Source organism: Salegentibacter haimaensis (assembly GCF_054121495.1).
Window position 1 is genome coordinate 39,901 of record NZ_JBSYGH010000012.1, and the last position, 22,146, is coordinate 62,046.

Below are 22,146 nucleotides of genomic sequence, written 5' to 3' on the forward strand. Positions count from 1 at the left end.
CAGCCCTCTTATATATGAAACATTATATTTTAATATTCACATTATTATGTTCCGTTTATGGGTTTGCTCAAAACAGGCAAATTTCGGGAAATATAACCGATGAAAATGGATTGCCGGTTCCCGGGGCCAGTGTTTTGATAAAAGACAGTAGCCGGGGGACGATGACCGATTTCGACGGAAATTTTGAACTAGCCGTAAATGACGGGGAGATTCTGGTAGTTTCCTTTATAGGCTATCTTACTCAGGAAGTAGCTATAGATAATCGCAGTGCATACAGCATTGTTTTACAGGAAGATGTTTCCCAACTCGATGAGGTTTTGGTAACCGGTTATACCCGTGAGCGAAAATCTGACATTGCAGGCGCCATTACTGTGGTGAATGTCGAGGAAATGTCACAGGAATTTAGTCCGAATATTTTAACCAGTCTTCAGGGACGGGTACCAGGGATTCAAATTAATTCTGGTGGAACCCCGGGTGGGAACGATTCCCAAATTCTGATTCGGGGTTTAACTACCGTGAATTCTGGTTCCAGTCCGCTCTGGGTGATAGACGGGGTGCAAACCTTTAATCCATCTTCTCTTAACCCCGATGAAATTGAAAGTATTCAGGTGTTGAAAGATGGGGCTTCAGCCGCACTCTATGGAACTTCTGCAGCAAACGGGGTGATCGTAGTGACTACCAAAAAAGGTAAGGAAGGCACTTCAGAATTCAATGTCAAATCTGAAACCACCTTGAATATGCTTCGGGATCAAATCGATATTCTCAATGCCGATCAATGGGCCCGGGTGTATTACCAGGCCAGAGCTAATGATGGAATTTCAGGAAATTTTAACCGGCTTATTGATAACGGAAACGGTTTTGATATTCCTGAATTTTTAGATCCTGAGCAGTTAATTCGCTCTTCAGATACCGATTGGGTTGATGCTATTATCGATAATTCCATCTCCTATAACACCGATTTTAACTATCGTTATGGCAGTGAAAAAATGCAGATTTTCACAGGGATTAATTATACCAAAGATAACGGAATTCAGAAACACACTTACTACGATCGGCTAAACGCCAGGTTGAATACCAGCTTTAACTTTCTGGATGGGCGAATAAGTGTAGGGCAAAATTTTCTTTACTCCAATTTTAATGAGGTACAGGCTAATGAATTCGAGAATGCCATTTTGCAAAATCCATTGTTGCCGGTTTATACTATAAACGGCACCTATACCGCGCCCACTATTCAGGATAAGGCCAACTCGGTGGCAAATCTTTGGGCAAACCGAAAAAATGAACAACGCAATAACCGTATGCTGGGGAATGTTTTTGCCAATGTAGAAATCCTGGAAGGTTTGAATTTCAATACCAGCCTGAATTTTGATTATGTACGTTTCAATTTTGATACCCGAACCCAGCCTTTTGTGCAAATGAACCAGATTCCAAGTGTGTTTAGCAATATCGATGTGGATCAGGTAGAAAATGATTTCTTCAGAACCATTTTCACCAATTTGCTTTCCTATGATTTTGAATTGGAGAAACACCGATTTAATGTACTGGCAGGTTTAGAATTTACCCGTGAAGACGAAGATTTTCTTACTGAAAGGATTCGTGGAGTGAATATTACCGATTACCCAAATTATATCGTGAGAACCGATGCTGAATTCCAAACCATTAGTGGAGCCGTCGAATACCGAAAGCAATCCCAGTTTGGATCTTTGAAGTACATCTTTGATGATCGCTATATAATCTCTGGTAGTATTAGAAGAGATGGTTCGTCCCGCTTTGGCCCGAATAATAAATTTGGGATTTTTCCCGCAGCTTCTGTGGCCTGGAATGTCTCTAACGAGGCCTTTTTACAGAATTCAGAAACAATTTCAAACTTTAAATTAAGAGGCTCCTGGGGAGTAAATGGAAACGACCTTATAGGGAATTATCTTTTCCAAAGTGCCTTCTTTGATAATACGGTTGGCAACGTAATAGAGTTTTCAGACTATGATATTCAGGGTAGCGGCTTTGGAAGTGAGCGTGGTATTTTACAGGCCCGGCAGGCAAATCCAGATATCCAATGGGAGGAAACCACCCAATACAACGCCGGTTTCGATCTTGGGTTTTTTAGAAATCGACTAAGCCTAACCGCCGATTTTTTTGACAAACGTACCAGAAATTTAATCTTACAGCCCATTGCCCAGGCGATAACCGGAGAATCCGATCCTCCAACAATCAATGCAGGTGAAGTTTCAAATATTGGTTTTGAGGGAGTTTTAAGTTACCGTAGCGATAGGAAAAATGATTTCTCCTATGGTATAGATTTAAACCTTTCACACTACCGCAATAATGTTGAATCGCTGGATACCGACAATAATTTCCTGTTGAATAGTGGAGTAGCCATTACCCAGGAGGGTTCACCAATTGCTTCCTTCTACGGTCTTGTAGCCGATGGTATTTTTAGAACCCCCGAAGAAGTTGCTGTCCACGCCCGGCAACCCGGCAAGGCTCTGGGCAGAATACGCTATCGTGACCTTAATGGCGACGGAGTAATAGATAACCAGGATAGAGCGATAATTGGAAATCCGCATCCCGATTTTATCTATGGGATCAATTTGAATGCCGCCTATAAGGGTTTTGACTTAAGCGCCTATTTTGATGGGAAACACGGTCACGACATTTATAACACCCAGAGATATCTTGGAGATTTCTCTTACTTCAGTTTCAATTTTGGAGCCAATACACTGGATGCCTGGAGCCCAGATAATGCCAATAGTAATATCCCGGCTTTGAGTACAAATAATTCAAATAACGAATTACAACCTTCCAGCTATTTTGTAGAAGATGGTTCGTATTTCAGACTCAAGAATATTACCCTGGGTTATACCCTAAGTGATAAACTAATAGACCAATGGGGCTTAAACAATATGCGGGTATATCTCTCGGGACAAAACTTATGGGATGTAACTGCCTTTACAGGTTTTGATTATGAGGTTTCTGGATTGAGTGCAGGTGGGATAGGAATAGCCGGGTATGGCATTCCTCACGTGAAATCGGTAACCTTTGGAGTTTCAACTAATTTTTAAATCGATCGTATGAAAAGAAAGTTTATAAAATCAATTTTAGTGCTTCCTCTAATGGGGATACTAATGATCGTGGGTTGTGTTTCAGAAGACGATCTCGATGTACAGGAATTCAATACAATTTCTGAAGAAAATCTGGAGCCTGAAGCTCTGGTAATCGCTGCCTACAGTGCTCTGGATTACCGCTATAACACCGGGGAGTTTAGAGATCTATGGCCTTTTGATCATGCCCCATCCAACTGGGCTACTTCCGATATTCGTTCGGGAGACGCCTATAAAGGAGGTGGAGGAACCGGAGACAATCCCGGTGGTGGAATGCACCAGTTGGAAACTCATGATGTTTTTCCTTCAAGTGAGAACGTATATAACCTTTGGAGGTCAATTTACTTCGGAATAAAAAGAGTAGATACCGCACTTCGATATCTTACCAGCCTGGAAGACGGAGGTTTTGAGAATCGAGATCTTAGAATTGGCGAAATGTATGTTTTGCGTGCTCATTTCTATTTTGAAGCGATGAAAAATTTCGGTTCCATAGTTTGGTATGATGAAAACACTCCTGTTACCGAGTTAAAAACTATTCCTAATACCTTCGATGAAAACTTTATCTGGGAAAAGATCGAAGGTGACCTCACCAGAGCTATAGAACTTTTACCCCCTTCTCAGGCCGATCTGGGTCGTGCCAATGCCATGGTAGCTCACGCATACCTGGCCAAGGCACATCTATTTCAGGAAGAATGGTCGCAAGTAATAACTAATACCAATCAGGTAATAAATTCGGGACAATACCGCCTGGTAGAAGATATTGAAAGACTATACTCTGAACCCGGCTATGGAAACGCAGAAAATATCTTTGCCATTCAATTTTCGATCAATGATGGTTCTCAATACGGCAACCTGAATTTCGGGGATTTGCTAAACTCACCCGATAGCCCAAGTGACGATCCCAATCATCCATATTTGAATGGGGACGATTTTCATAAGCCAAGTCAGAACCTGGTAAATGCCTACAAAACAGGAAGTAATGGTTTACCTCAATTCAACAGTTTTAATGCCCAGAACCTGGATGAAGACGATATGGTAGATCCTCGCTTGGATCATAGCATAGGAAGACCGGGTATTAAATGGAAAGACTGGACCGCAATGCCGCAGCAGGAGAACTGGAGCCGTGATGCAGGTACCTATGGGTACTTTGCACGTAAGAAAAATGTGATCTACCCAACCTCAGATGGGATGGCCTCTAATCCTAATGGATTCCCCTGGGCTTTAGGGAATCTTGATTTCCCGCTCATCAAATACTCCGATTTGCTGCTTTGGAAAGCTGAAGCTTTAATCGAAACAGGAGACGTTGCCGGTGGCATCGAGATCATAAATCAAATAAGGTTAAGAGCTAAAAATACGCCTAATGTAAAGGATTTTGATAATCCTTCACAGGATGCAGCGAATTATCATATCGAGACATATTCAGGTGGAATTTCTCAGGAACAGGCTATTGAAGCTTTAAGGTTTGAACGCCGCCTGGAACTTGCCAATGAGGGTCATAGATTTTATGATCTGGTTAGATGGGGAATCGCCGATACTTACATTAGGGAATATGTGTCTCAGGAGCAGGCCAGACGCCCTTATTTGGCGGGAGCTTCTTTAGAACCACATCAATACTATCTTCCTATTCCTCAAATTGAAATTGATGCCAGCGGTGGTGTATATACGCAACGGCCCGGCTATTAAATCAAACAACCTAAAAACTTAAAATATATCCAATGAAAGCATTTCAAAAACTAATAAAATCGGGTATCAGGCTATTGTTTCTGCTACCACTGGTATTCATACAATCCTGCAGCGATGATGATAACTTTAAAGATGTAGTGCCCGATTATGCACAGGCCATCATTAGATCATTTGAGGTTAATGGAGAATTTGCCCAAATTGATCATACTTCAGCAACTATTTCAATGACTCTTCCCGCCGGCACCGATCTTAGTGCCGTTCAGGTTGATTTAAGCCTGCCCGATGGCACCACAGTTAGCCCGGAGTCTGGAAGTATACTTGATTTTTCTGATGGGCCGGTACTATTCCAAACTCAGGCTCAAAACGGGGCCAATCGGGAATATACCGCGATGCTGGCGGCTTACGGAGATCCTAAATTCCTTAATTTCACTATTGGAGAAAATGCCGGGGTGATAAACCACGAAGAACGCACTATCGTAGTGGAAATTGGAAGCCAGGATGGAGACATCACCAATCTCACTCCAAATTTTGTAATTCCTGAAGGTACCAGTGTAGATGTTGCTTCGGGAGTTAGCAGAAATTTCAGCAATCCTGTTGTGTATACCGTACTTTCTAACGATGGTTACTCGGCTGCTGAATATACGGTTATGGTGAACCAGATTCAGGCTCCCCGAATTACTTCTTTTAAAATTGGCGAAGCCGAAGGAATTATAGATAATGAAGAAAATACCATTTATATAAGCCTTCCTCCCGGTACCGATGTAACAGACCTCAGTCCTGAAATTGTAGTACCCGAGGGTCAAAGCCTTTCTCCGGATTCAGGAGAAAGCAGGGACTTTTCAGAAGATGTGGAGTATACCGTGACTAATTCTGAAGATATCTCCAAAGCATATACGGTTACCGTTGATGCCGAGGAGGTTGAGGCTACTTATTACGCATTTTTAGGGGAGCAGGAGAGCATAGATGCATTGGTTGACGATGACGCAAAAGCTGCGGCAACCTGGATGCGGGATACCTATGGAGATGATTTTAAATACCTTGCCTTCAGCGAGATTACGGCCCGTAATATGGCCGAGGTAAAAGTAGCTATGTTATATTACTTAAGTCCGAAAGAAGATTTAGGTTACTTTGCCACTCCAACCAACGTATCAACTTTACTGCCGGCTACTCTTCGACCAGGAGGCACCGCTGCCCAGGTACTCAAAAGCTGGGTGAAAGCCGGCGGAGACATGCTCGTAGGGGGAGACGCCACGCCTGTCATCTTTAGCATAGATCGTGTGCCAGCCGATTTTTCTTCGCCAAGAGAACCTGGAAATTATGTGTATTCTGAATTTGGGTGTGCCGATTCTTCAGGCTGTGTAGACGAAGGAAAACCATCAGATGACATCTGGGGACTTGGAATGCGACCTGAGAATAATTCAGAAGATCGTAGAAACCACCCTATTTTCGATGGTCTAAGCTTCCATAATGGCGAAATTCTAGCTTTGCAAAATTCGGCAACCCGAGAAGTACGCCTAATCTGGTGGCAGCATTTCGATGGGGTTCTACAGCCAGGTTGCTGCGGACAGGATGCTGCATTAACCTTCGAACAAACCCTGGCAGCCACCAAATTTGGAACTTTAGGGCATATAGGTGATGCCTTTGGTTATGGCGCCGTACTTTGGAACCGAACTGATGGAAACAATCACAGTAGCTTTGATGAGCAGATCGCTACCGATTTTAAAGGTTCAATCTTTAGTGTAGAAAATACAATAGTGGGGTATGAATGGGACTCTAACGGTACTACGAACGATTACCAGGGCAATATCGAGACCTTTACCCAAAATATTCTGGATTACCTATACGAACTTGAAGATTAATTAAGCTATGCGAAAATTGAAATATATAGTTTTTGGTCTCTTCTCAGTCCTGCTTTTAGCAGGCTGTGAGGAGCGCCAGAATTATGACGAAAACCTGGACCCGGTATTAAATAGTATTACTGCCCTTCAGGGTAATGGGACCCGTGCAAATATAGATCACTTACAGGGAGTTATTAATCTTGTGCTTCCGCCAAGAACCGATATTACCAATGTAGAATTAGATATTGAGGCGCCTCGTGGAGTCGAGATAAACCCGGCCAGCGGTAATACAGTAGACCTTTCCGAAAGAATTGAGGTTACGGCCACCTACGGGAATTCCACTCGTAAATATCAATTGATTACCAGGGTACTTCCCAATAAAATTGCCTTTCTTGGGGAAGAATCTACATTTGAAGAGCTTCTTGCCAATGCCGATGATGATATCCAGGCCGCCGCTGCCTGGGTGCAGGAAACTTATCCTGAAGATTTTGAATACCTGTATGTTAACGAAGTTACTTATGAAGACCTTCAAAGCGTGAACGTTGTGGTATTTTATTATGATCAGGTAGGTACTTCTGAATTGCCTGAGGCTTTTACTGAAGGGCAGGCTAAATCGGCCTTTATCCAATATTTGGTGGAAGGCGGAAAAATGCTGCTCGGTGGGATGGCCACCAGCTATGCTGAAACCATTGGTCGTGATCAAAGTGGAATGCTCACCATACAGGGGAATGGAGAAGGTTTCGATTCACCCGATACCTGGGCGATCGATAACGGAGTGAACTTTGTGAGTTCTAAAAAGAATCACCCCATCTATACCTTTAATGAAGGTTTAATTGAAGAAGACGAAAATGGGTATATTCCGGTGATCGATGGAGGCTGGAGAGAAGACCATAACAATCTTTGGGACGCTGTTTCTTTACTAGGGCCCGGTCATCAACCCGGGCAGTTCAATGAGTTTGAACGCCTTTTTAATGGGGTGGTGCTTGCCGTTTGGGCCGGAGTGGCCGATGAATGTTGCCCGGGAATAATTGAATTCAAACCTAAAACCCCATACACCGGTACCATAATAGCCATTGGTATAGGAGGTATTGAATGGAGTATGAACGATGGGCGTACCAATGCCTATAGAGGAAATATTGAAGGGATTTATAAAAATTCAATAGATTATCTAAGTACGCTTTAAAACATTAGGCTGGATTTTTTCAGGCAGAACCTGGGAGCTCTTTTCCAGGTTTTGCCAATAATTTTAATTGATAGTAATGACACAAATATCTGCAATCTGCTTCGGTGAGATTCTAATCGATGTTTTTCCCGATATGCAACGAATTGGCGGGGCTCCGCTTAATGTGGCTTCCAGGCTAAGTAAAATTGGTGTAAACGTTGAAATGATTAGCCGGGTAGGGCAGGATGAAAATGCTGAAAAACTGCTTTCCTACCTTGAAAATACAGGCGTGAAATCGGGATTGGTTAAAAGTACTTCGCAATTTCCAACCGGGGTGGTGCAGGTCCAACTCTCGGCTTCGGGATCGGCCAGTTATGAGATTTCTTATCCCGCTGCCTGGGATAAGATTCAGTTTTCCGAAGAGATGAAAAAGGCGGTGCAAACAGCCGATATTTTTATCTTCGGAAGCCTGGTTTGCCGGGATGAGGTAAGTCGCCAAACGCTGCTGCAACTTTTGCCAGAGGCGAATTTTAAGGTTTTTGATGTTAATCTTAGACCTCCCCATTATGAAAAGGAAATTTTAATCGAGCTGATGCAGCAGGCCAATTTCATTAAATTCAACGATGATGAACTCTTTGAAATAGCCGAAATGCTGGACTCTCCATTTAATTCTCTCGAGCAAAACCTGCATTTCCTGGCCGAAAAAACCAAAACCAAACAAATTTGTGTGACCAAAGGCCGCCACGGCGCGGTGCTCCTGAAAGATGAAAAATTATACTACAACAGCGGATTCAAAATTGAGGTGAAAGATACCGTAGGTGCAGGAGATTCATTCCTGGCTTCACTTTTGGCGAAATTGCTTCAGGAGGAGGCGCCTCAAAAAGCCCTGAACTTTGCCTGTGCAGTAGGCGCCCTGGTGGCTGCCCGCGAAGGGGCCAATCCCGAATTATCTGAAAAAGAAATAACCGGGTTTTTAAATCCCAGATAGGTTTTATTAGCCGCAACTGATGGTTCTCATATTTAGAATGGCAATTCATCTCTAATTTTGACCTATGATTTCAATAGTTGCACTTGAGGATTTTGGCGCTAATAAGGTGAATTTTCCCAAAGGGGAGGTGATTTTCCACGAGGGCGATTGCGCCAATAATTATTACCAGATCATTTCTGGCGAGGTGAAAATGAACAATTTTAATTTCGACGGAAAGGAATTTGTTCAGGGTATTTTTTATGCGAATCAGAGTTTTGGGGAGCCACCATTACTGGCCGATGTAAAATATCCTGCCAATGCTGAAGCCATTACCGATGTGGAGCTGTATAAGCTGCACAAGCTAAAATTTCTGGAACTTCTTGAAGCTTATCCCAAACTTCACCTGGAACTTACCCGAACCCTGGCCAGCCGCCTCTATTACAAGGCTATTATCGCTTCAGAAATCTCCAGCCAGGAACCTGAACACCGGGTGCTAAGATTGCTCGATTATCTCAAAAAACACGTGCATAAGCTTTAGGAGCCCTATTCTTTTAAAGTAGATCTTACCCGCCAGCAAATAGCCGAACTCACCGGTTTGCGGGTAGAGACCGTGATTCGAGCTACAAAATCATTAGAGAAAAAGAAAGAATTGAAAATTAAATGCCGCAAGGTCTACCGCTAATCTTTGCTAAAAATATTCTTCAGCAATAGAATTAGTATTGCCAGCGGAAAAAGCCAACTGCCAAGCAGCAGATAAAGCGCCAGATCCCCGGGTTGATCCCAGCGTTGCCAAATGGCTATTCCGCGGAAGAAAATAATGCCTTCAGTAATTAAAAATGCCAGTAAATAAATGCTAAGGGAAAGCCGGTCTAATTTCAGCAATTTAAATCGACTAAAGACTACCAGTAATAGCAGGCTAATGGGCCCTAAAAAGGTGAGATGCAGGTAGCCAATTACAAAATCTATAGAGCTATAAGCCAGTTTTGCAAAATAGTGCAGAGCCGAAAGTAGTTGCATAAAAATTTTGAGCCCGAGTAAAACCACAGAAATTTTGATAAGATGCACTTCTAGCTTGCTAAAATTCAGCATAGCTATTGAGGGCCTGAAAATTTTATACAGCATCCAAAAAGCAAAAATCTGAACTACAGCCCCAATGCCGGCCAGGTTATAAAAAATAGCGGCAGGTTCTGTCCATAATACCGAGAGGAAAAAACTCAGAATGATTCCTGTATGCAGGGAATAATTCAAAATTTTGAATTGCCCGGGGTTTGGACCTGCCGATTTCTCTTCCAGCATAAAAAGGAAAAAGCTTATTAAAGCCAGCAGAAACCAGGCATTATATTGAAAATGCAGGTAAAAGTAAATCGCATTTTTATACCAGATCGAGGTGCTGCCCAAAGTTCCCATAATCGCACCCAAAGCCCAGGGCCCAATACTGGAGATGATCAAATAAATAAGTGCGGCACGTAAAACTTCATAGGAGTTTCTTGATTTTAAATCTGCGGGGGTATATCTAAAGACCATCCAGCTAAAAAAATAGGTTGCAAGAAGGAACAAAGTCGAAAATATAATAGAAAACAGCGCATATCCCTGGAAGGGAAAGCTCAATAACATTCCGATAATACAAAATTGGGTGAACCAGAAAATGCGTAGGTAGATTTTCTTTGGAACTGCCGATTTTAAAAAGATAAAATAAATAAGGCTGCTAAGGCCTATGTATACCCAACCCAACAAGGCAATATGGGAATGGGTATGTACCAGAAATTTAAAAGTTGCAGGTACATCGGCCACCCAAAAAAGTCTCAATAGCACCCCAAGCAAGGCTACCAGTAAGAAGTAGAAAATTGCAAGCTTAATATGCTTTTTAATAGCGATCATCGAACTGCAATTTAGAAATTTTGAGGCATCATTTTTAAATTAAAAACATCCCAATCTATCCAGACGGGATGTTTTTCTCAACTAATTAAAAATGCTGCTGATCTCGGGGGCGGTTAAAGATAGAGATTTTTGGGGCAGTATTCTATCTACTTAAGCTCCCCGCCCCCAAATTCAGCGCGTCTGCAACCAAAAAAAATATTGTACCACTTTTTTTTCCAGCTCAAGGGCTTTAGGGAAAAGAATATTGTTTTCAAGATGTATGTGTAAATGCAAGTCCTGCTCAAATTCTTCCAATTTGGCGTACATGGCTTTTAAAGTATTACAGGCTCCCTGGGGTGGGGTATATGCATTTGAAAGTTCTCTTATTTGAGCAAAAATCTCCCCGGCCGATTCGTGCTCGTCTTTCATCATATTCACCGGATTTTCGGCTGAGCCAAATTGGGGGCGTTCCAGAGTGGTTTCTTCATTGTTGGCTTTTACCAGTTTTTTGATAAATGGAAACAGGATCAACTCCTCCTTTTTTAAATGCGTAGTGAGTTCGCCTGCTACCCTGTGAAACAGATCTTCAATTTTTTTTACTTCAGGATGGGTTTTCCCGTGTACTTTGGCTACCCGCTCACAGTATTGCAACAGTAAGGGGATGTTTTCTTCTACATAACTGTGATGAATATTCACGATATGATCGGCCAGGAAATCGGGTGACCATTTCTTGTAATCATATTCACGACCTGCAGAATTATTGATCGCCCCCAGGGCTGCTTCAATTTCCTGAAGATTGAGATTTTTCGATTTACAAGCCTCACTTAGACTTACTCCGCCGCCGCAGCAAAAGTCTATACCGTATTTTTTAAACACATGTGCAGTCTTTATATTGTCGGTTACCAGCTGGGCTACGGTTTGATTGCGTAATGCTTCCATTGCTATACTGTTTTTTAATTTCTGAAGTAAATTTCCGCTATCTGTCTCTAAACTTTTATGAGTCAACGCATAAAGACAGGATTTTTAAAAATCTTTTTTAGCTGAAACTCTTGAAATCCTAAAAACCGGTAATAGCACCCAAAGACCTAACATAGCGAAGGAAATAATGAGACCCTGCGCCGTGCCGAAGAAATCCTTAAAAACGGCGCCTGTATACCCTAATAGAGCAGAGATATCAAGTTTAAGTAATACCAGGATTCTCGATAGATCTATAGGATTGGCCATACTTGCAAAAAGCGAGAATTTATCCAGCGGATAATCCTGAAAATATACCAGGCTTAAGAGGAAAATTCCGTCGTAAACCACGGCCAGAAAAAGCCAAACCAGGATGGCAAGGCCAAAACCTTTGATCTTATTTTCATTTGAGAGGGCGATGTTAAAGGCCAGTGCCGTAAAAATAAAAGTTAGAAACACCCCTGAAACCAATAACGAAAAGAAATCCCAAATCGCAGAACTTTCAAATAATCCGTAGGCGATGAAGGGCAGGCCCAGGCCTAACATAAGACTTAAAGAAAGTGAGATCGCCACCCCCAGATATTGCCCCAGGAAGATCGAACTGCGTTTTATGGGCTGGGCCAGCAAAAGTTCGGTGAACTCCCTGGAATCGTAATAATACATAATCCCGAAAATTGTACCTATTAGGGGGACCAGGATAATAATCACATTCATAAGAGTGATCACGGTACTGGAAAGATCGCTGTTTAAAAAAAGCAAAATTATACCTAAAATCAGGTAAAAAAGGAAGTATACATAACTCCATCTACTTCGGCTAAGGTCGTAAAAACTATACTTTAATATTTTCAGCATGATTTTGGGTTAAAATGTTAGCAATTGCATGTTCAAATTCAGACTCGCCGGTGGTGGCTTTTAGCTCTTCCACGCTTCCGTTAAAGTAGATCTTCCCGTCGAGAATAAACACAATTTTATCTGAGAGGTCTTCAACTAAACTCATAATATGCGAGGTGATCAAAATGGTTTTTCCGCGGTCTTTTTCCATCAGGATGAATTTCCGAAGCCAAATAAGCGAAAGGGGGTCGAGTCCCGAGGTGGGTTCATCGAGAATAACCAAAGGGCTGTCGAACATAAAGCATAAAACAAGATTTACCTTTTGCTTCATTCCCCCCGAGAGGTTATTGAGTTTTTTATGTAAAAAAGGCTCGAGCTTGAAAAATTCGATAAGTTCCCGGTCCCTGGCCGGGCGGCCCTGTAGGTCTTTGATCATTTCTATTAGTTCCTTCACCTTAAGATTGCCGGGGAAATTTGCGATTTGAGGCAAATAGTCTATCCCGTTGCGGTAATCCCATCGACCTTTAATATTTTCACCGGCTACATTTATATCTCCCTTATCGGGAATAACCATTCCTAAAATGCTTTTAATAAGCGTGGTTTTTCCCGAGCCATTGGGGCCTAACACGGCAATAATTCCTTTTTGATCTATTGCCAGGTCAAGACCTTTCAATACCTCTTGTTGTCCAAATTTCTTATGTAGATTTTGAATACTTACCATTTTATTCTTCTCATTTGGGGTTCGTGATCTATTAATTCGGCCGGAGTGAAAATGGGGGATACCTTTTCTGAAAAATCCAGCAGATTTATAAAAACGCTTCGAAGGAGCACTATAGCCTCGGGAGTTTGATTTACCAGATAGGAAAACAATTTCACCGGCCGGTAAGGTACATCGCCTACATTATCCCTGTTGAGGTCATAACCGGTATAATCACTCCAGAAATTTCCGGTAAAGCTGTTGTCATTTAATCTTCCGGAGTAGGCGATATCAAAGGAATTATACCTGAAATTATTTTGGGTAAAACTTGTAGTATACGCTCCGCCGTGCACTTTTACCGCGTAACCATTATTGAAGAAATCATTTTCAATGAATTTCACCCGTGTAGTCCCATCAGCATTAACTGCGATGGTGTTATCTTCAAATTTGTTATGCTGCAGGCTGGCATCTGAGATTTCCTTCAAAAGCAAGCCATATGAGGCAGAACCCCAGCTTTTTTTAAACAGGTTTTCCTTCATTTCAATATGTTTGGAAAACATCACCGCAACGCCGGCTCCATTTTCTTCAAAAACATTGTTGATGTATTTGTTATAATCTGAAAACATAAAATGCAAACCATAGCGAATATTGTTCGCGCATACATTTTCGGTAACCATACATTGTTTGCCAAATTCAATGTAAATCCCGTCACGCATTCCGCTCACCTTATTGTTTCTAATAATTATTTCTGAAGAGCTCCAAAGATGAATCCCATTCCCCGAATTAGACTCGGTGCCGCCAGAGCTTTGAATCCTGTTATTTTCAATTAGCCCGTTGGTAGATTTTTCAATGAGCATCCCAAAAAATACATTTTCAAGTATGTTATTTTTCAGGCTGAAACCTGTGCTTCCATTCAAAAGAATGGCAGCGAAATCTTTGGTATGGCTACGACCAATATTTTTGATATGCAGGCCTTCCATAGTCACCCCCTCAGCGCGGATTCCAAAGGCGGTTCCTTTCATCTCAGCATTGATTACCGGGTAATCTTTCCCGATAAAATGCAAACTTTTGTCTATAATATTGATGTCATATTCCTTATACTCTCCTGCTTCAATAATGATGGTGTCGCCACTATTTGCAAGTGCTACCGCCTCCTTTATGCTTTTAACCTCGCAGCCGGCGCAAACTCTAATTTCGCCTGCAGTAAGATCGAAGCCAGTTAGTATAAAAAATATGAATATTAAATACCTCATTTGTAGCTTAGTGTTCCTCCGTTAAGAAAATATTTTTTTAATTCGTTCCAGCTATAGGCTTCAGGGTCTTTTAAATCCTGCTGTTCACTGGTATTTTTAATGGCCGCGAGGTTTTCTCCCATCGGGCTTGAGATTTCCTCGTGAATGAGGAAGGTGGCATTTTGGGTGTTAATCATAGTTCCGGGATCCTGGAAATCGGCCACGAGCATTAATGCCATTTCAACATCTTTATGATTTTCGAGATTATCCCGAAGCATACATTCAATGGCATCGTACTTAAGCTGTTTTCCTTTTTGGGTTACCAGCTGGGCCGAGTGCGCTTTGCTTACAATGGTCATTTTACAATAATGGCAAAAATCACTGCCATAGGCTATGGGTTCAGCTTCCCGGCTACAGGCTGCCAGGAGAATTACGGCGAATACCAACATTATCTTTTTCATAGGTCAAAATTTTAAGGTTTAATAATTCTTTTGTTGTACTTGTTTTTTGTCTTCTGCTGAAACCTTTTTAATTATAGGCCTTTTGAGTTTGTTTTACTGAAGCCTCAGAATTCTTTCCTGTCCACCAGGCTATCAAGGTGATAAACATCCCGATAAACATTAAGATTGCACCTGCACGGGGATATGAGTGAGCAGTAAAGTTCAGGATTTGCTGGGTGCCAAGTAATGGGGGTTTGTAGTTCAGCGGATTCCCTTCAGCATCGGTCAATTTAATGATGGCATTGGGGTCCAGATCTGTTCCGTAATCCAGGAGCCAGCTGTTAAAGTCGTACATTCCAAGCATTCCAAGAATTCCCATTAACAGGAACCAACCCAAAAACCAGTGTGGGCTCATCTTTCCGAAGAATCCAAGCAAACCCAATAAAATTCCCAGGCCGGCCATTCCACCTATTACCAGCGGAAATACTCTAAATTCCCACATTTCTTCAGGCTTCGGAATTTTCTTCATTCCAATATATTTATTCACCCCATCGATATTTTGAATATCAAATTCTTCCTCTCCTTCAATGCCATCTATATAGATGTTCATCGCAAGAGGATCGGGGTATTGCGGTGCCCCCAGTTCTATATTCCAAAGAGGAAAGATGAAGAGTCCCAGCAATAGTGCAGAGCCAATTATCATCAGGATTCCAGACTTTTTCATAGTTCAGTTTTAGTGAAGAAGGCGAGCAAATATGATATCTACCCGCCTCTCTCCGATTAAATCAACCTTATTAACTAATCACACAAGCTTATTCACCGTCAAGCGACCATTTGAGCTCTACGTTCGAGTTTGCGGGTGAAACTCTAACATATCCCTGCATTTCCTGGTGCAGTGCAGAACAGAAATCGGTACAGTATAGCGGCCAAACCCCTTCTTTTTTAGGTTCCCATAACAGGGTTTTGGTTGCTCCAGGCATTACCAGAAGTTCGGCTGTATTGGCGCCAATCATCGCAAATCCGTGAGGTACATCGAAATCCTGCTCGAGGTTGGTCACGTGGAAGTAAACTTTATCTCCAACTTTTATTCCCTCAATATTATCGGGGGCAAAGTGGCTTCTTACCATCGTCATATACACGTGTACTTCATTTCCATTGCGCTCAACCCGGGTTTCAGATTCGTTTTTCACAGCATATTTATGCTTGTTTTCATCCAGTCGATAAATCTTTTTGGAGTTATTTTTAACCAGATTGGCCGGGATACCTGCTGCATAATGAGGCTCCCCAATAGTTGGGAAATCCAGCAACAATTCCATCTTATCTCCCGATATGTCATACAATTGTGCTGAATGGTTCATTTCAGGGCCGGTGGGCAGGTACCGATCTTTGGTGATTTTGTTCATCGCCACCAGGTATTTTCCGAAGGGTTTTCTTGAGTTTCCGCCGGGAATCATAAGGTGACCTACAGAGTAATAAGTAGGTTTTCTATCGATTACCTGGTAGTCGTCAAGGCTCCATTTCACCACTTCAGAAGATATGAAGAAGGTGGTGTAGGCGTTTCCTTTTCCGTCAAACTCGGTGTGTAAAGGTCCAAGACCTGGTTCTTTTACAATTCCGCCAAGAATGGCATCGTAGTTAAGAATTGGAATTCCGTAGGCATCTCCATCATAATTTTCTTCTTCAATAGCTTTTTTCATTTTTGAATAGGAGAATACTGTAAGCTCGGCAGCAAGTTTTCCGCTTCCTACAATATATTCTCCGGTTGGGTCTACGTCACAGCCGTGGGGAGATTTTGGAATTGGCATAAAGAATACGGCACCGGGAACATCTTTTGGATCTACGGTTAAGATTCCTTTTTTCATCTCGGTAGTCGCCGTATGAGTATCGTGGTCGAATTTGTTGTGTGCATATTCGGCAGGTAATTCGGTTCCTCCACCATTATTCACATATTCCTCGATTTTTTGCCAGTTAAGGGCTACGATAAAATCCTTGTCGTTTTGAGAAGCGTTTACTTCAAGCAGGCTGTTGGCTTCTTCAGAATTATAGGTAGTGGCAAACATCCAGCCGTGAGAAGCATTTCTTCCGGGGTGGGCAAGGTCAAAATTGAAGCCGGGCATCACCACCTGGAATGCGATTTCCATGCCTCCGGTTTCCTGGTCTACTTTTACGAAAGTTAGAGGGCCCTTAAAGTTGCCTTTCATCTCGTCTATAGACATATCCTTTTGAGGAGAAGGAATGGCGAAGCGGGTACCTGCGATTAAATACTCGGTGTTTTCGGTAATTGCGAAACTGTGGTTTCCGGCAGAGTTAGGGATTTCCAGAATCTCACCGGTTTCAAAGGTGTTAAGGTCTACCCTGGCTACCCTGGGAGTATTGTTTTCGTGAGTAAATACCCAACGTCCATCAAGTTCTCCATTGGTTTGAGAGATGTCCACGTGGTGCAGATCACCCCAGGGCACAAAACCATAAGAGGTGTTAAGCATAGCTTTGGTACCTTCGTTGTAACCATAACCTTTTTCGGCATCCTGAGAGAATACCGGAATTACCTTTAATAATCTTCCTGAAGGAAGACCATACACAGACATTTGTCCGCTGAAGCCGCCAGAGAAAAATCCGTAATATTCATCGTGCTCTCCTGGAGCCACATAAACTCTTTCGGCAACATTAGATGCCATTGCGCCTTTAGATTTTTTGCCTGAAGACTCGTTGTTGCAGGATTGCATGAAAATGCCCAGGAGACCAAAAGCTGCTATTTTTAATATATTTTTCATTAGATTGGTATTAATAATTGTTTTTAAGAATTGTTGAAGCAAAGATATAGGGTGCTGTTTCTGAGAAAACTGAGCGCTGTCAGGTTTCTAAAGATTTCTAACCTTTAGGTAGAATTACATCTTCAACGATATGCACCCAGCCATTACTGGCTCGTACGGTGCCAATAATTTTGGTGCCGCCAACATAAATGTCGTCACCTTCACGACTTACTTCTATATTTTCTCCTGAAGCCATATAAAGAGATCTTCCTCTTTCAACATTTTTCATCAGGGTTTCTATAGGGTAATTACTCGGTGCCACGTGGTGTTTTAAAATGTAGGCTAGTTTGGCTTTGTTTTCCGGTTTTAGCAGATCTTCTACCGTTCCCTTCGGAAGTTTATCGAAAGCTGCATTGGTGGGCGCAAAAACGGTAAGGGGGCCAACATTTACCAGCGAGTTTTCTACTCCGGCTGCCTGCACCGCAGTAACCAGGGTGCTGTGATCTTCAGAGCCTATGGCAATGCGCAGGGCGTTGGGCTCTGAGTCTTCATCGGCTATAAAAGCCTGGCCTTTATTCGAAGATGACTCCTCTCTGGATTCAGAATTTGTTTGCGCCTTTTCTTCTGAAGTTTCATTTTGCTTACATCCAGTTAGCAGTGAAGTACCCATTATTAGAAGAAAGATGAGAAATGTCGAGATTGTTTTCATATTGATTGGTTTTTTATAGGCATTTGGTTTTAGAAGTTTCTGTAGAGTTAGTTGGCCGTATCATATTGCCTGAAATACTCGAGGATAGCCCTGGCTTCTTCTTCCTTCAGGTTTTGGTTGGCCATCACAGCCATATTAGACTCTATGAGCAATTTTTTGGCAATAGGATCTTCCTTGATCATTTGCTCAGGGTTGAGAATCATATTCATAATCCATTCGGGGCTGCGTCTTTCAGACACTCCTGATATTGCCGGACCTATGAATTTCTTGTCCATTTTATGACAGGCAGAGCACATATTCTTGAAAAGTTCGGCTCCATTTTGGGCCATTGTGACGTCGATATCTTCAGGCAGACTCAAATTTTTAACCGGGCCTATACCTTTATTAGATAAATCTGCAACTTCGGAGCTGGCTGTTTCAGAAGCTTTTTCGGTTTTTTTGGGAGCTTCGGTATAATCGCCCAGGCGAATGCTTTCTTTTTCTTTTTTTTCTGAATTTCCACAGGAAATAATCAGGCTTAGCAGAACGATAAAACTTAGGGTTTTTAATAGTGTTTTCATTTTTATTGGTATTTTGATGTAAAATTATCTGATAAACCCACTGTATTTTATGATTCTGGTCATATACGAAATTTTGTCTGAGAAGAAATTAAGGATTCTGAAATCGAGGAAGCATTATGCAGCAGGTTATTGATATAGTGATGCCAGCAAGCATAGCGCTCATTATGTTTGGTATTGGCCTCGAATTATGTTTTAAAGATTTTAGACGGGTATTCCTTATGCCGGCAGGGGTAATCACAGGCCTTGCAGGACAGTTACTGCTTTTGCCGGCTTTGGCGCTTTTGTTGGTTTTGTTTTGGCCTATGGATGATCCCTATAAAATAGGATTGCTTTTACTGGCAGCCTGCCCAGGTGGGACGGCCTCTAATCTGGTTACAAAAATGTTAGGAGGGAGAGTAGCCCTTTCGGTGTCGCTTACAGCTTTCAATAGCTTTTTTGTGTTGCTAAGCATTCCTCTAATAGTACGGTTGGGGTATAGCTTATTTGGAAACGATGGGGTGGAGATAGACCTTAGTTTTACTCAAACCTTTACCGATGTCTTTACCACGGTGGCTCTGCCCGTATTGGCCGGGATTTTGATCAATGAATATTTTGGCGATAAAATTGGGAGCTGGTTACACAAATTTTTGAAAATCGCTCTGCCCTTAATAATGCTGCTTGCATTCTTAGTGGTGATTTTTCTCGATGAATCCCAGCGCAAGGTGCGTTATTTGGAGCATTTAAACCTTTTAATTCCGCTTCTTATCTTTAACCTTATTTCCCTGTTTGCCGGCTATGCCCTGGCTCGGAAATTAAGTTTAAAGGAGAATACCTCCTATACCATTGCTATCGAACTTGGATTACAGAACAGTGTTTTGGCATTGTTTATCGCAAATCAAATGCTGGAAGATAAAGATATTAGTCTGGTACCTGTATTGTACAGTAGTTTTTCGCTCATTAGCACTTTTGTGATTGGGTGGGGGTTGAAGAATTATGGAAAGCGGAAAATTGAGGCGAGTGAAGAAAATTGAAGCCGGGCTTCAATTTTTTAAAAATGCGGAAAATGTTTTTGATCTGCAGAGAGATAAAGATGTGCTATAATTCTATTGACAAATTCACCTCTTTTCATTTGTAGGCGGCTTTTTAATGACTTTTAACAAATTTATTTTTTTATTCCAAAAAATATTTCAAATTTTACTCAAAATCAAATAAGGTTTTGGGAGAGACTTTTAAGGCTCTCGCTAAGGCTGAAACTGTGCTTATTGTAGTATTTACTTCCCCTCTTTCAATACGCCCTACCTGTGAAATGGGAATATCGGCTTCAAAGGCAAGTTGTTCTTGAGAAAAATTCTTGAGTTTTCTTGTTTCTCGAAGCTTGTTGCCGAATGATTTAATGAAAGATTGATTTTTGATTTTTTGCACCGAATAAAGGTGCCAATTGCAATAATTTATTATCAACGCATATATGCGCTATTTAATCACATCTGTAATCATAAATTCTTTATACAATATGAAAAATAGGTATACACTTTTATTATTATTTATTTTATTTTTTTCGAATTCCTATTCACAAAATTTTAACGATATAAACTGGGGTGTTGAGGCGGGTTATATAAATGGCTCTTTTGCCACAGGTAATAGCTCCTATGGAACTTTAATAACTGGCTCAAGCGGAAGTATTAATGGATTTTTTGCGGGCGCAAATGTTCACATAAACTTAGGTCAAAATTTTGTTGCCAAGCCAGCTCTTCTTTATTCAAATACTCAAGATTTATCTTGGCTTCACTTACCTGTTTTAATAAAATATTATATAACTGAACAATTTAACTTTTTAGCAGGTCCGCAACTAACGGCCATTGTTGAAGAAGTAAGGGGTGGTATGAATTCAGTAGGCTTAGATTTAGGAGCAGGAATTAGTTTTGACATTACACAAAATTTTTTCCTTGAAGGGAGATATAATTTTGAAATAACCGACCGCTTTAGTGGTGTTAGTTATATGCCCTCAAGTATCTCAGGTAGGTATAACACGTTTAATATTGGTATAGGTTATAAATTTCAATAAATAAGAACGATGAAAAGACTTATAATTCTATTAATTCTTATGACTATTGGTTGTAGTGCTGATAATGAGAATAATGAAAGTAATATTATTAATCCGCCTGCATGGTTACATGGAACTTGGTTAGTTGAAGGGTCTACCACTGGAGACAACGGCGTGAAATTCACTTCGAATGATGTAATATTAATCCAGCCCATAATTGACCTCAGTCATCGCAAACTCATTCAAGACTCTAGGGATTTAGGCCAGGAAATTGAAGTGATAGAAACTATTTCAGATGTAAACTACTCATTACATCTTGATTTTCAAAACGCTCCAACTGTAAAACTAGAATTTTCAAAACTGTCTCCCAACGAAATAACTTGGGATCAGGTGCCAAATTCAATTTTAGTTAAGCAATAATTATAAATTAAAATAAATAATTATGAAAAAAATACTTTTCTCAGCTTTAGCAACTCTATTATTAATTTCCTGTGGTTCTGTAAATAGAACAATGTTTGGTACTACCGAAAAAACACTTATAAAAACTGTTGCTATTGAACAAGATTGTGATAAAGAAAATATTGAAATTATTGATAGTGTAAAAGGTCTGCACGGTGCTACATATTCTTTAAATGTTTGCGATGAAAGAATGGTCTATAAGCAAATTGGTTCTGTGTTTATGGAGGAATCCAAGGCTGATAAAAAAATTGAAGAACTTCAAAATTAAACTATAGGATTATGGGAAGCGCAATTTTAGTAATTATTGGTATAATAGTAGCTTTTGCAATTATCGGCTCTTTATTTGGTAAAAGTGGTGAAAAGGGGGATGCAGCAAAGGCAGGTGCTTTTATGGGTGGTGCTTTCGTTCTTAACCTTTTACCAATTGTTATCGTTATCGTTCTGGCTGTACTTATTGTCAAATCTTGTAGCTAATTATTATTTAAATGAAATATGAAAAATTTAATCTTTGGAATTCTCTTTTTTGGTATTACACAAATTTATGCTCAAGAGATTTCATTTAAATATTTAGTAGTTTTTGACGAAAAAACTAATGAGTATGATAAGGGGTTGTACGCTTCCACTTTTCGGTTTAATGAAGATGATTCAGGTGATATTTGGTTATATATGGAAAACACACCCCCGGCACGTTTAAAGCAATTGTCTAATCCAGTTGAGGATAGTGATGACGGATTAGGCTACACTACTGCTCGATATTCAATGATGGGAAAAAAAATGGATATATTCATTTATGATAATGGTAATATTATATTGAGAAATCTAGAAAATAAGAAATATATGTTATTTACAAACCATAATGACTTAAATTCTAATAAATAAATTGTGAAAA

The 22,146-nt window shown here is 40.9% G+C and carries 23 protein-coding genes and 1 pseudogene; 13 read left to right on the forward strand and 11 right to left on the reverse strand.

Features of this window, described 5'->3' with window-relative positions; all coding sequences use genetic code 11:
* The first annotated feature begins 14 nt into the window (after nt 1-14).
* The 7 genes and pseudogenes from ACW6QP_RS11850 to ACW6QP_RS11880 all read left to right on the forward strand — a co-directional run.
* Nucleotides 15-3,059, forward strand: a complete 3,045-nt coding sequence (locus ACW6QP_RS11850) for a SusC/RagA family TonB-linked outer membrane protein (protein ID WP_457911084.1) — start codon at nt 15-17, stop codon at nt 3,057-3,059.
* A gap of 9 nt (nt 3,060-3,068) precedes the next feature.
* Nucleotides 3,069-4,781 carry a RagB/SusD family nutrient uptake outer membrane protein gene (locus ACW6QP_RS11855; protein WP_457911085.1) on the forward strand — a complete coding sequence of 571 codons (1,713 nt, stop codon included), beginning with the start codon at nt 3,069-3,071 and terminating at the stop codon, nt 4,779-4,781.
* 32 nt (nt 4,782-4,813) lie between these two features.
* Nucleotides 4,814-6,640 (forward strand): DUF4960 domain-containing protein, encoded by a 1,827-nt coding sequence (locus ACW6QP_RS11860; RefSeq protein WP_457911086.1) that lies wholly within the window; start codon nt 4,814-4,816, stop codon nt 6,638-6,640.
* A 7-nt stretch (nt 6,641-6,647) separates the two neighbouring features.
* Nucleotides 6,648-7,802 (forward strand): DUF4960 domain-containing protein, encoded by a 1,155-nt coding sequence (locus tag ACW6QP_RS11865; protein ID WP_457911087.1) that lies wholly within the window; start codon nt 6,648-6,650, stop codon nt 7,800-7,802.
* Between the two features lie 76 nt (nt 7,803-7,878).
* Nucleotides 7,879-8,769, forward strand: coding sequence for a carbohydrate kinase family protein (locus tag ACW6QP_RS11870; RefSeq protein ID WP_457911088.1), 891 nt, complete (start codon nt 7,879-7,881; stop codon nt 8,767-8,769).
* A gap of 64 nt (nt 8,770-8,833) precedes the next feature.
* On the forward strand, nt 8,834-9,286 hold the full coding sequence (locus ACW6QP_RS11875) for a Crp/Fnr family transcriptional regulator (RefSeq protein ID WP_457911089.1): 453 nt from the start codon (nt 8,834-8,836) through the stop codon (nt 9,284-9,286).
* A 21-nt stretch (nt 9,287-9,307) separates the two neighbouring features.
* Nucleotides 9,308-9,430: pseudogene (locus ACW6QP_RS11880) on the forward strand (helix-turn-helix domain-containing protein); the annotation flags it as partial.
* Here the strand turns inward: ACW6QP_RS11880 and ACW6QP_RS11885 are convergent.
* The 10 genes from ACW6QP_RS11885 to ACW6QP_RS11930 all read right to left on the reverse strand — a co-directional run bounded on the left by ACW6QP_RS11885 (nt 9,427) and on the right by ACW6QP_RS11930 (nt 18,778).
* Nucleotides 9,427-10,626 carry a hypothetical protein gene (locus ACW6QP_RS11885; protein WP_457911090.1) on the reverse strand — a complete coding sequence of 400 codons (1,200 nt, stop codon included), beginning with the start codon at nt 10,624-10,626 and terminating at the stop codon, nt 9,427-9,429. The pseudogene ACW6QP_RS11880 and the gene ACW6QP_RS11885 sit on opposite strands and share 4 nt — an antisense overlap.
* A gap of 171 nt (nt 10,627-10,797) precedes the next feature.
* Entirely contained in the window at nt 10,798-11,544 is a 747-nt protein-coding gene (gene ric, locus ACW6QP_RS11890; protein WP_457911091.1) for an iron-sulfur cluster repair di-iron protein, read from the reverse strand.
* An 84-nt stretch (nt 11,545-11,628) separates the two neighbouring features.
* Nucleotides 11,629-12,411, reverse strand: a complete 783-nt coding sequence (locus ACW6QP_RS11895; protein ID WP_457911092.1) for an ABC-2 transporter permease — start codon at nt 12,409-12,411, stop codon at nt 11,629-11,631.
* Nucleotides 12,389-13,111 carry an ABC transporter ATP-binding protein gene (locus tag ACW6QP_RS11900; RefSeq protein ID WP_457911093.1) on the reverse strand — a complete coding sequence of 241 codons (723 nt, stop codon included), beginning with the start codon at nt 13,109-13,111 and terminating at the stop codon, nt 12,389-12,391. Before ACW6QP_RS11900 ends, ACW6QP_RS11895 begins: the two co-directional genes overlap by 23 nt.
* Nucleotides 13,105-14,340: a nitrous oxide reductase family maturation protein NosD gene (locus ACW6QP_RS11905; RefSeq protein WP_457911094.1), complete on the reverse strand. Its 1,236-nt coding sequence runs from the start codon at nt 14,338-14,340 to the stop codon at nt 13,105-13,107. The genes ACW6QP_RS11900 and ACW6QP_RS11905 overlap by 7 nt, the downstream gene beginning before the upstream one ends.
* Nucleotides 14,337-14,780: a nitrous oxide reductase accessory protein NosL gene (locus ACW6QP_RS11910; RefSeq protein WP_457911095.1), complete on the reverse strand. Its 444-nt coding sequence runs from the start codon at nt 14,778-14,780 to the stop codon at nt 14,337-14,339. The genes ACW6QP_RS11905 and ACW6QP_RS11910 overlap by 4 nt, the downstream gene beginning before the upstream one ends.
* Nucleotides 14,781-14,847: 67 nt before the next feature.
* On the reverse strand, nt 14,848-15,483 hold the full coding sequence (locus ACW6QP_RS11915) for a hypothetical protein (protein WP_457911096.1): 636 nt from the start codon (nt 15,481-15,483) through the stop codon (nt 14,848-14,850).
* 88 nt (nt 15,484-15,571) lie between these two features.
* Nucleotides 15,572-17,530, reverse strand: coding sequence for a Sec-dependent nitrous-oxide reductase (gene nosZ / locus ACW6QP_RS11920; protein WP_457911097.1), 1,959 nt, complete (start codon nt 17,528-17,530; stop codon nt 15,572-15,574).
* A gap of 97 nt (nt 17,531-17,627) precedes the next feature.
* Complete coding sequence (locus tag ACW6QP_RS11925) at nt 17,628-18,218, reverse strand: fasciclin domain-containing protein (RefSeq protein WP_457911098.1); 591 nt, start codon at nt 18,216-18,218, stop codon at nt 17,628-17,630.
* Nucleotides 18,219-18,265: 47 nt separating this feature from the next.
* On the reverse strand, nt 18,266-18,778 hold the full coding sequence (locus ACW6QP_RS11930; RefSeq protein WP_457911099.1) for a c-type cytochrome: 513 nt from the start codon (nt 18,776-18,778) through the stop codon (nt 18,266-18,268).
* 116 nt (nt 18,779-18,894) lie between these two features.
* Here ACW6QP_RS11930 and ACW6QP_RS11935 point away from each other — a divergent pair, with 116 nt between their 5' ends.
* Nucleotides 18,895-19,788, forward strand: a complete 894-nt coding sequence (locus tag ACW6QP_RS11935; RefSeq protein WP_457911100.1) for a bile acid:sodium symporter family protein — start codon at nt 18,895-18,897, stop codon at nt 19,786-19,788.
* Between the two features lie 163 nt (nt 19,789-19,951).
* Here the strand turns inward: ACW6QP_RS11935 and ACW6QP_RS11940 are convergent, their stop codons facing one another.
* Nucleotides 19,952-20,179 (reverse strand): helix-turn-helix domain-containing protein, encoded by a 228-nt coding sequence (locus ACW6QP_RS11940; protein WP_457911101.1) that lies wholly within the window; start codon nt 20,177-20,179, stop codon nt 19,952-19,954.
* Nucleotides 20,180-20,267: 88 nt separating this feature from the next.
* Here ACW6QP_RS11940 and ACW6QP_RS11945 point away from each other — a divergent pair, with 88 nt between their 5' ends.
* The 5 genes from ACW6QP_RS11945 to ACW6QP_RS11965 are packed head-to-tail and all read left to right on the forward strand — an operon-like array spanning nt 20,268 to nt 22,136.
* Nucleotides 20,268-20,819 carry an outer membrane beta-barrel protein gene (locus ACW6QP_RS11945; protein WP_457911102.1) on the forward strand — a complete coding sequence of 184 codons (552 nt, stop codon included), beginning with the start codon at nt 20,268-20,270 and terminating at the stop codon, nt 20,817-20,819.
* 9 nt (nt 20,820-20,828) lie between these two features.
* Nucleotides 20,829-21,218, forward strand: a complete 390-nt coding sequence (locus ACW6QP_RS11950; RefSeq protein ID WP_457911103.1) for a hypothetical protein — start codon at nt 20,829-20,831, stop codon at nt 21,216-21,218.
* 22 nt (nt 21,219-21,240) lie between these two features.
* A complete protein-coding gene (locus ACW6QP_RS11955; RefSeq protein WP_457911104.1) occupies nt 21,241-21,525 on the forward strand; it encodes a hypothetical protein in 285 nt (94 codons plus the stop codon).
* A gap of 11 nt (nt 21,526-21,536) precedes the next feature.
* A complete protein-coding gene (locus ACW6QP_RS11960) occupies nt 21,537-21,731 on the forward strand; it encodes a hypothetical protein (RefSeq protein ID WP_457911105.1) in 195 nt (64 codons plus the stop codon).
* 18 nt (nt 21,732-21,749) lie between these two features.
* Nucleotides 21,750-22,136: a hypothetical protein gene (locus ACW6QP_RS11965; RefSeq protein ID WP_457911106.1), complete on the forward strand. Its 387-nt coding sequence runs from the start codon at nt 21,750-21,752 to the stop codon at nt 22,134-22,136.
* The last annotated feature ends 10 nt before the right edge of the window (nt 22,137-22,146 follow it).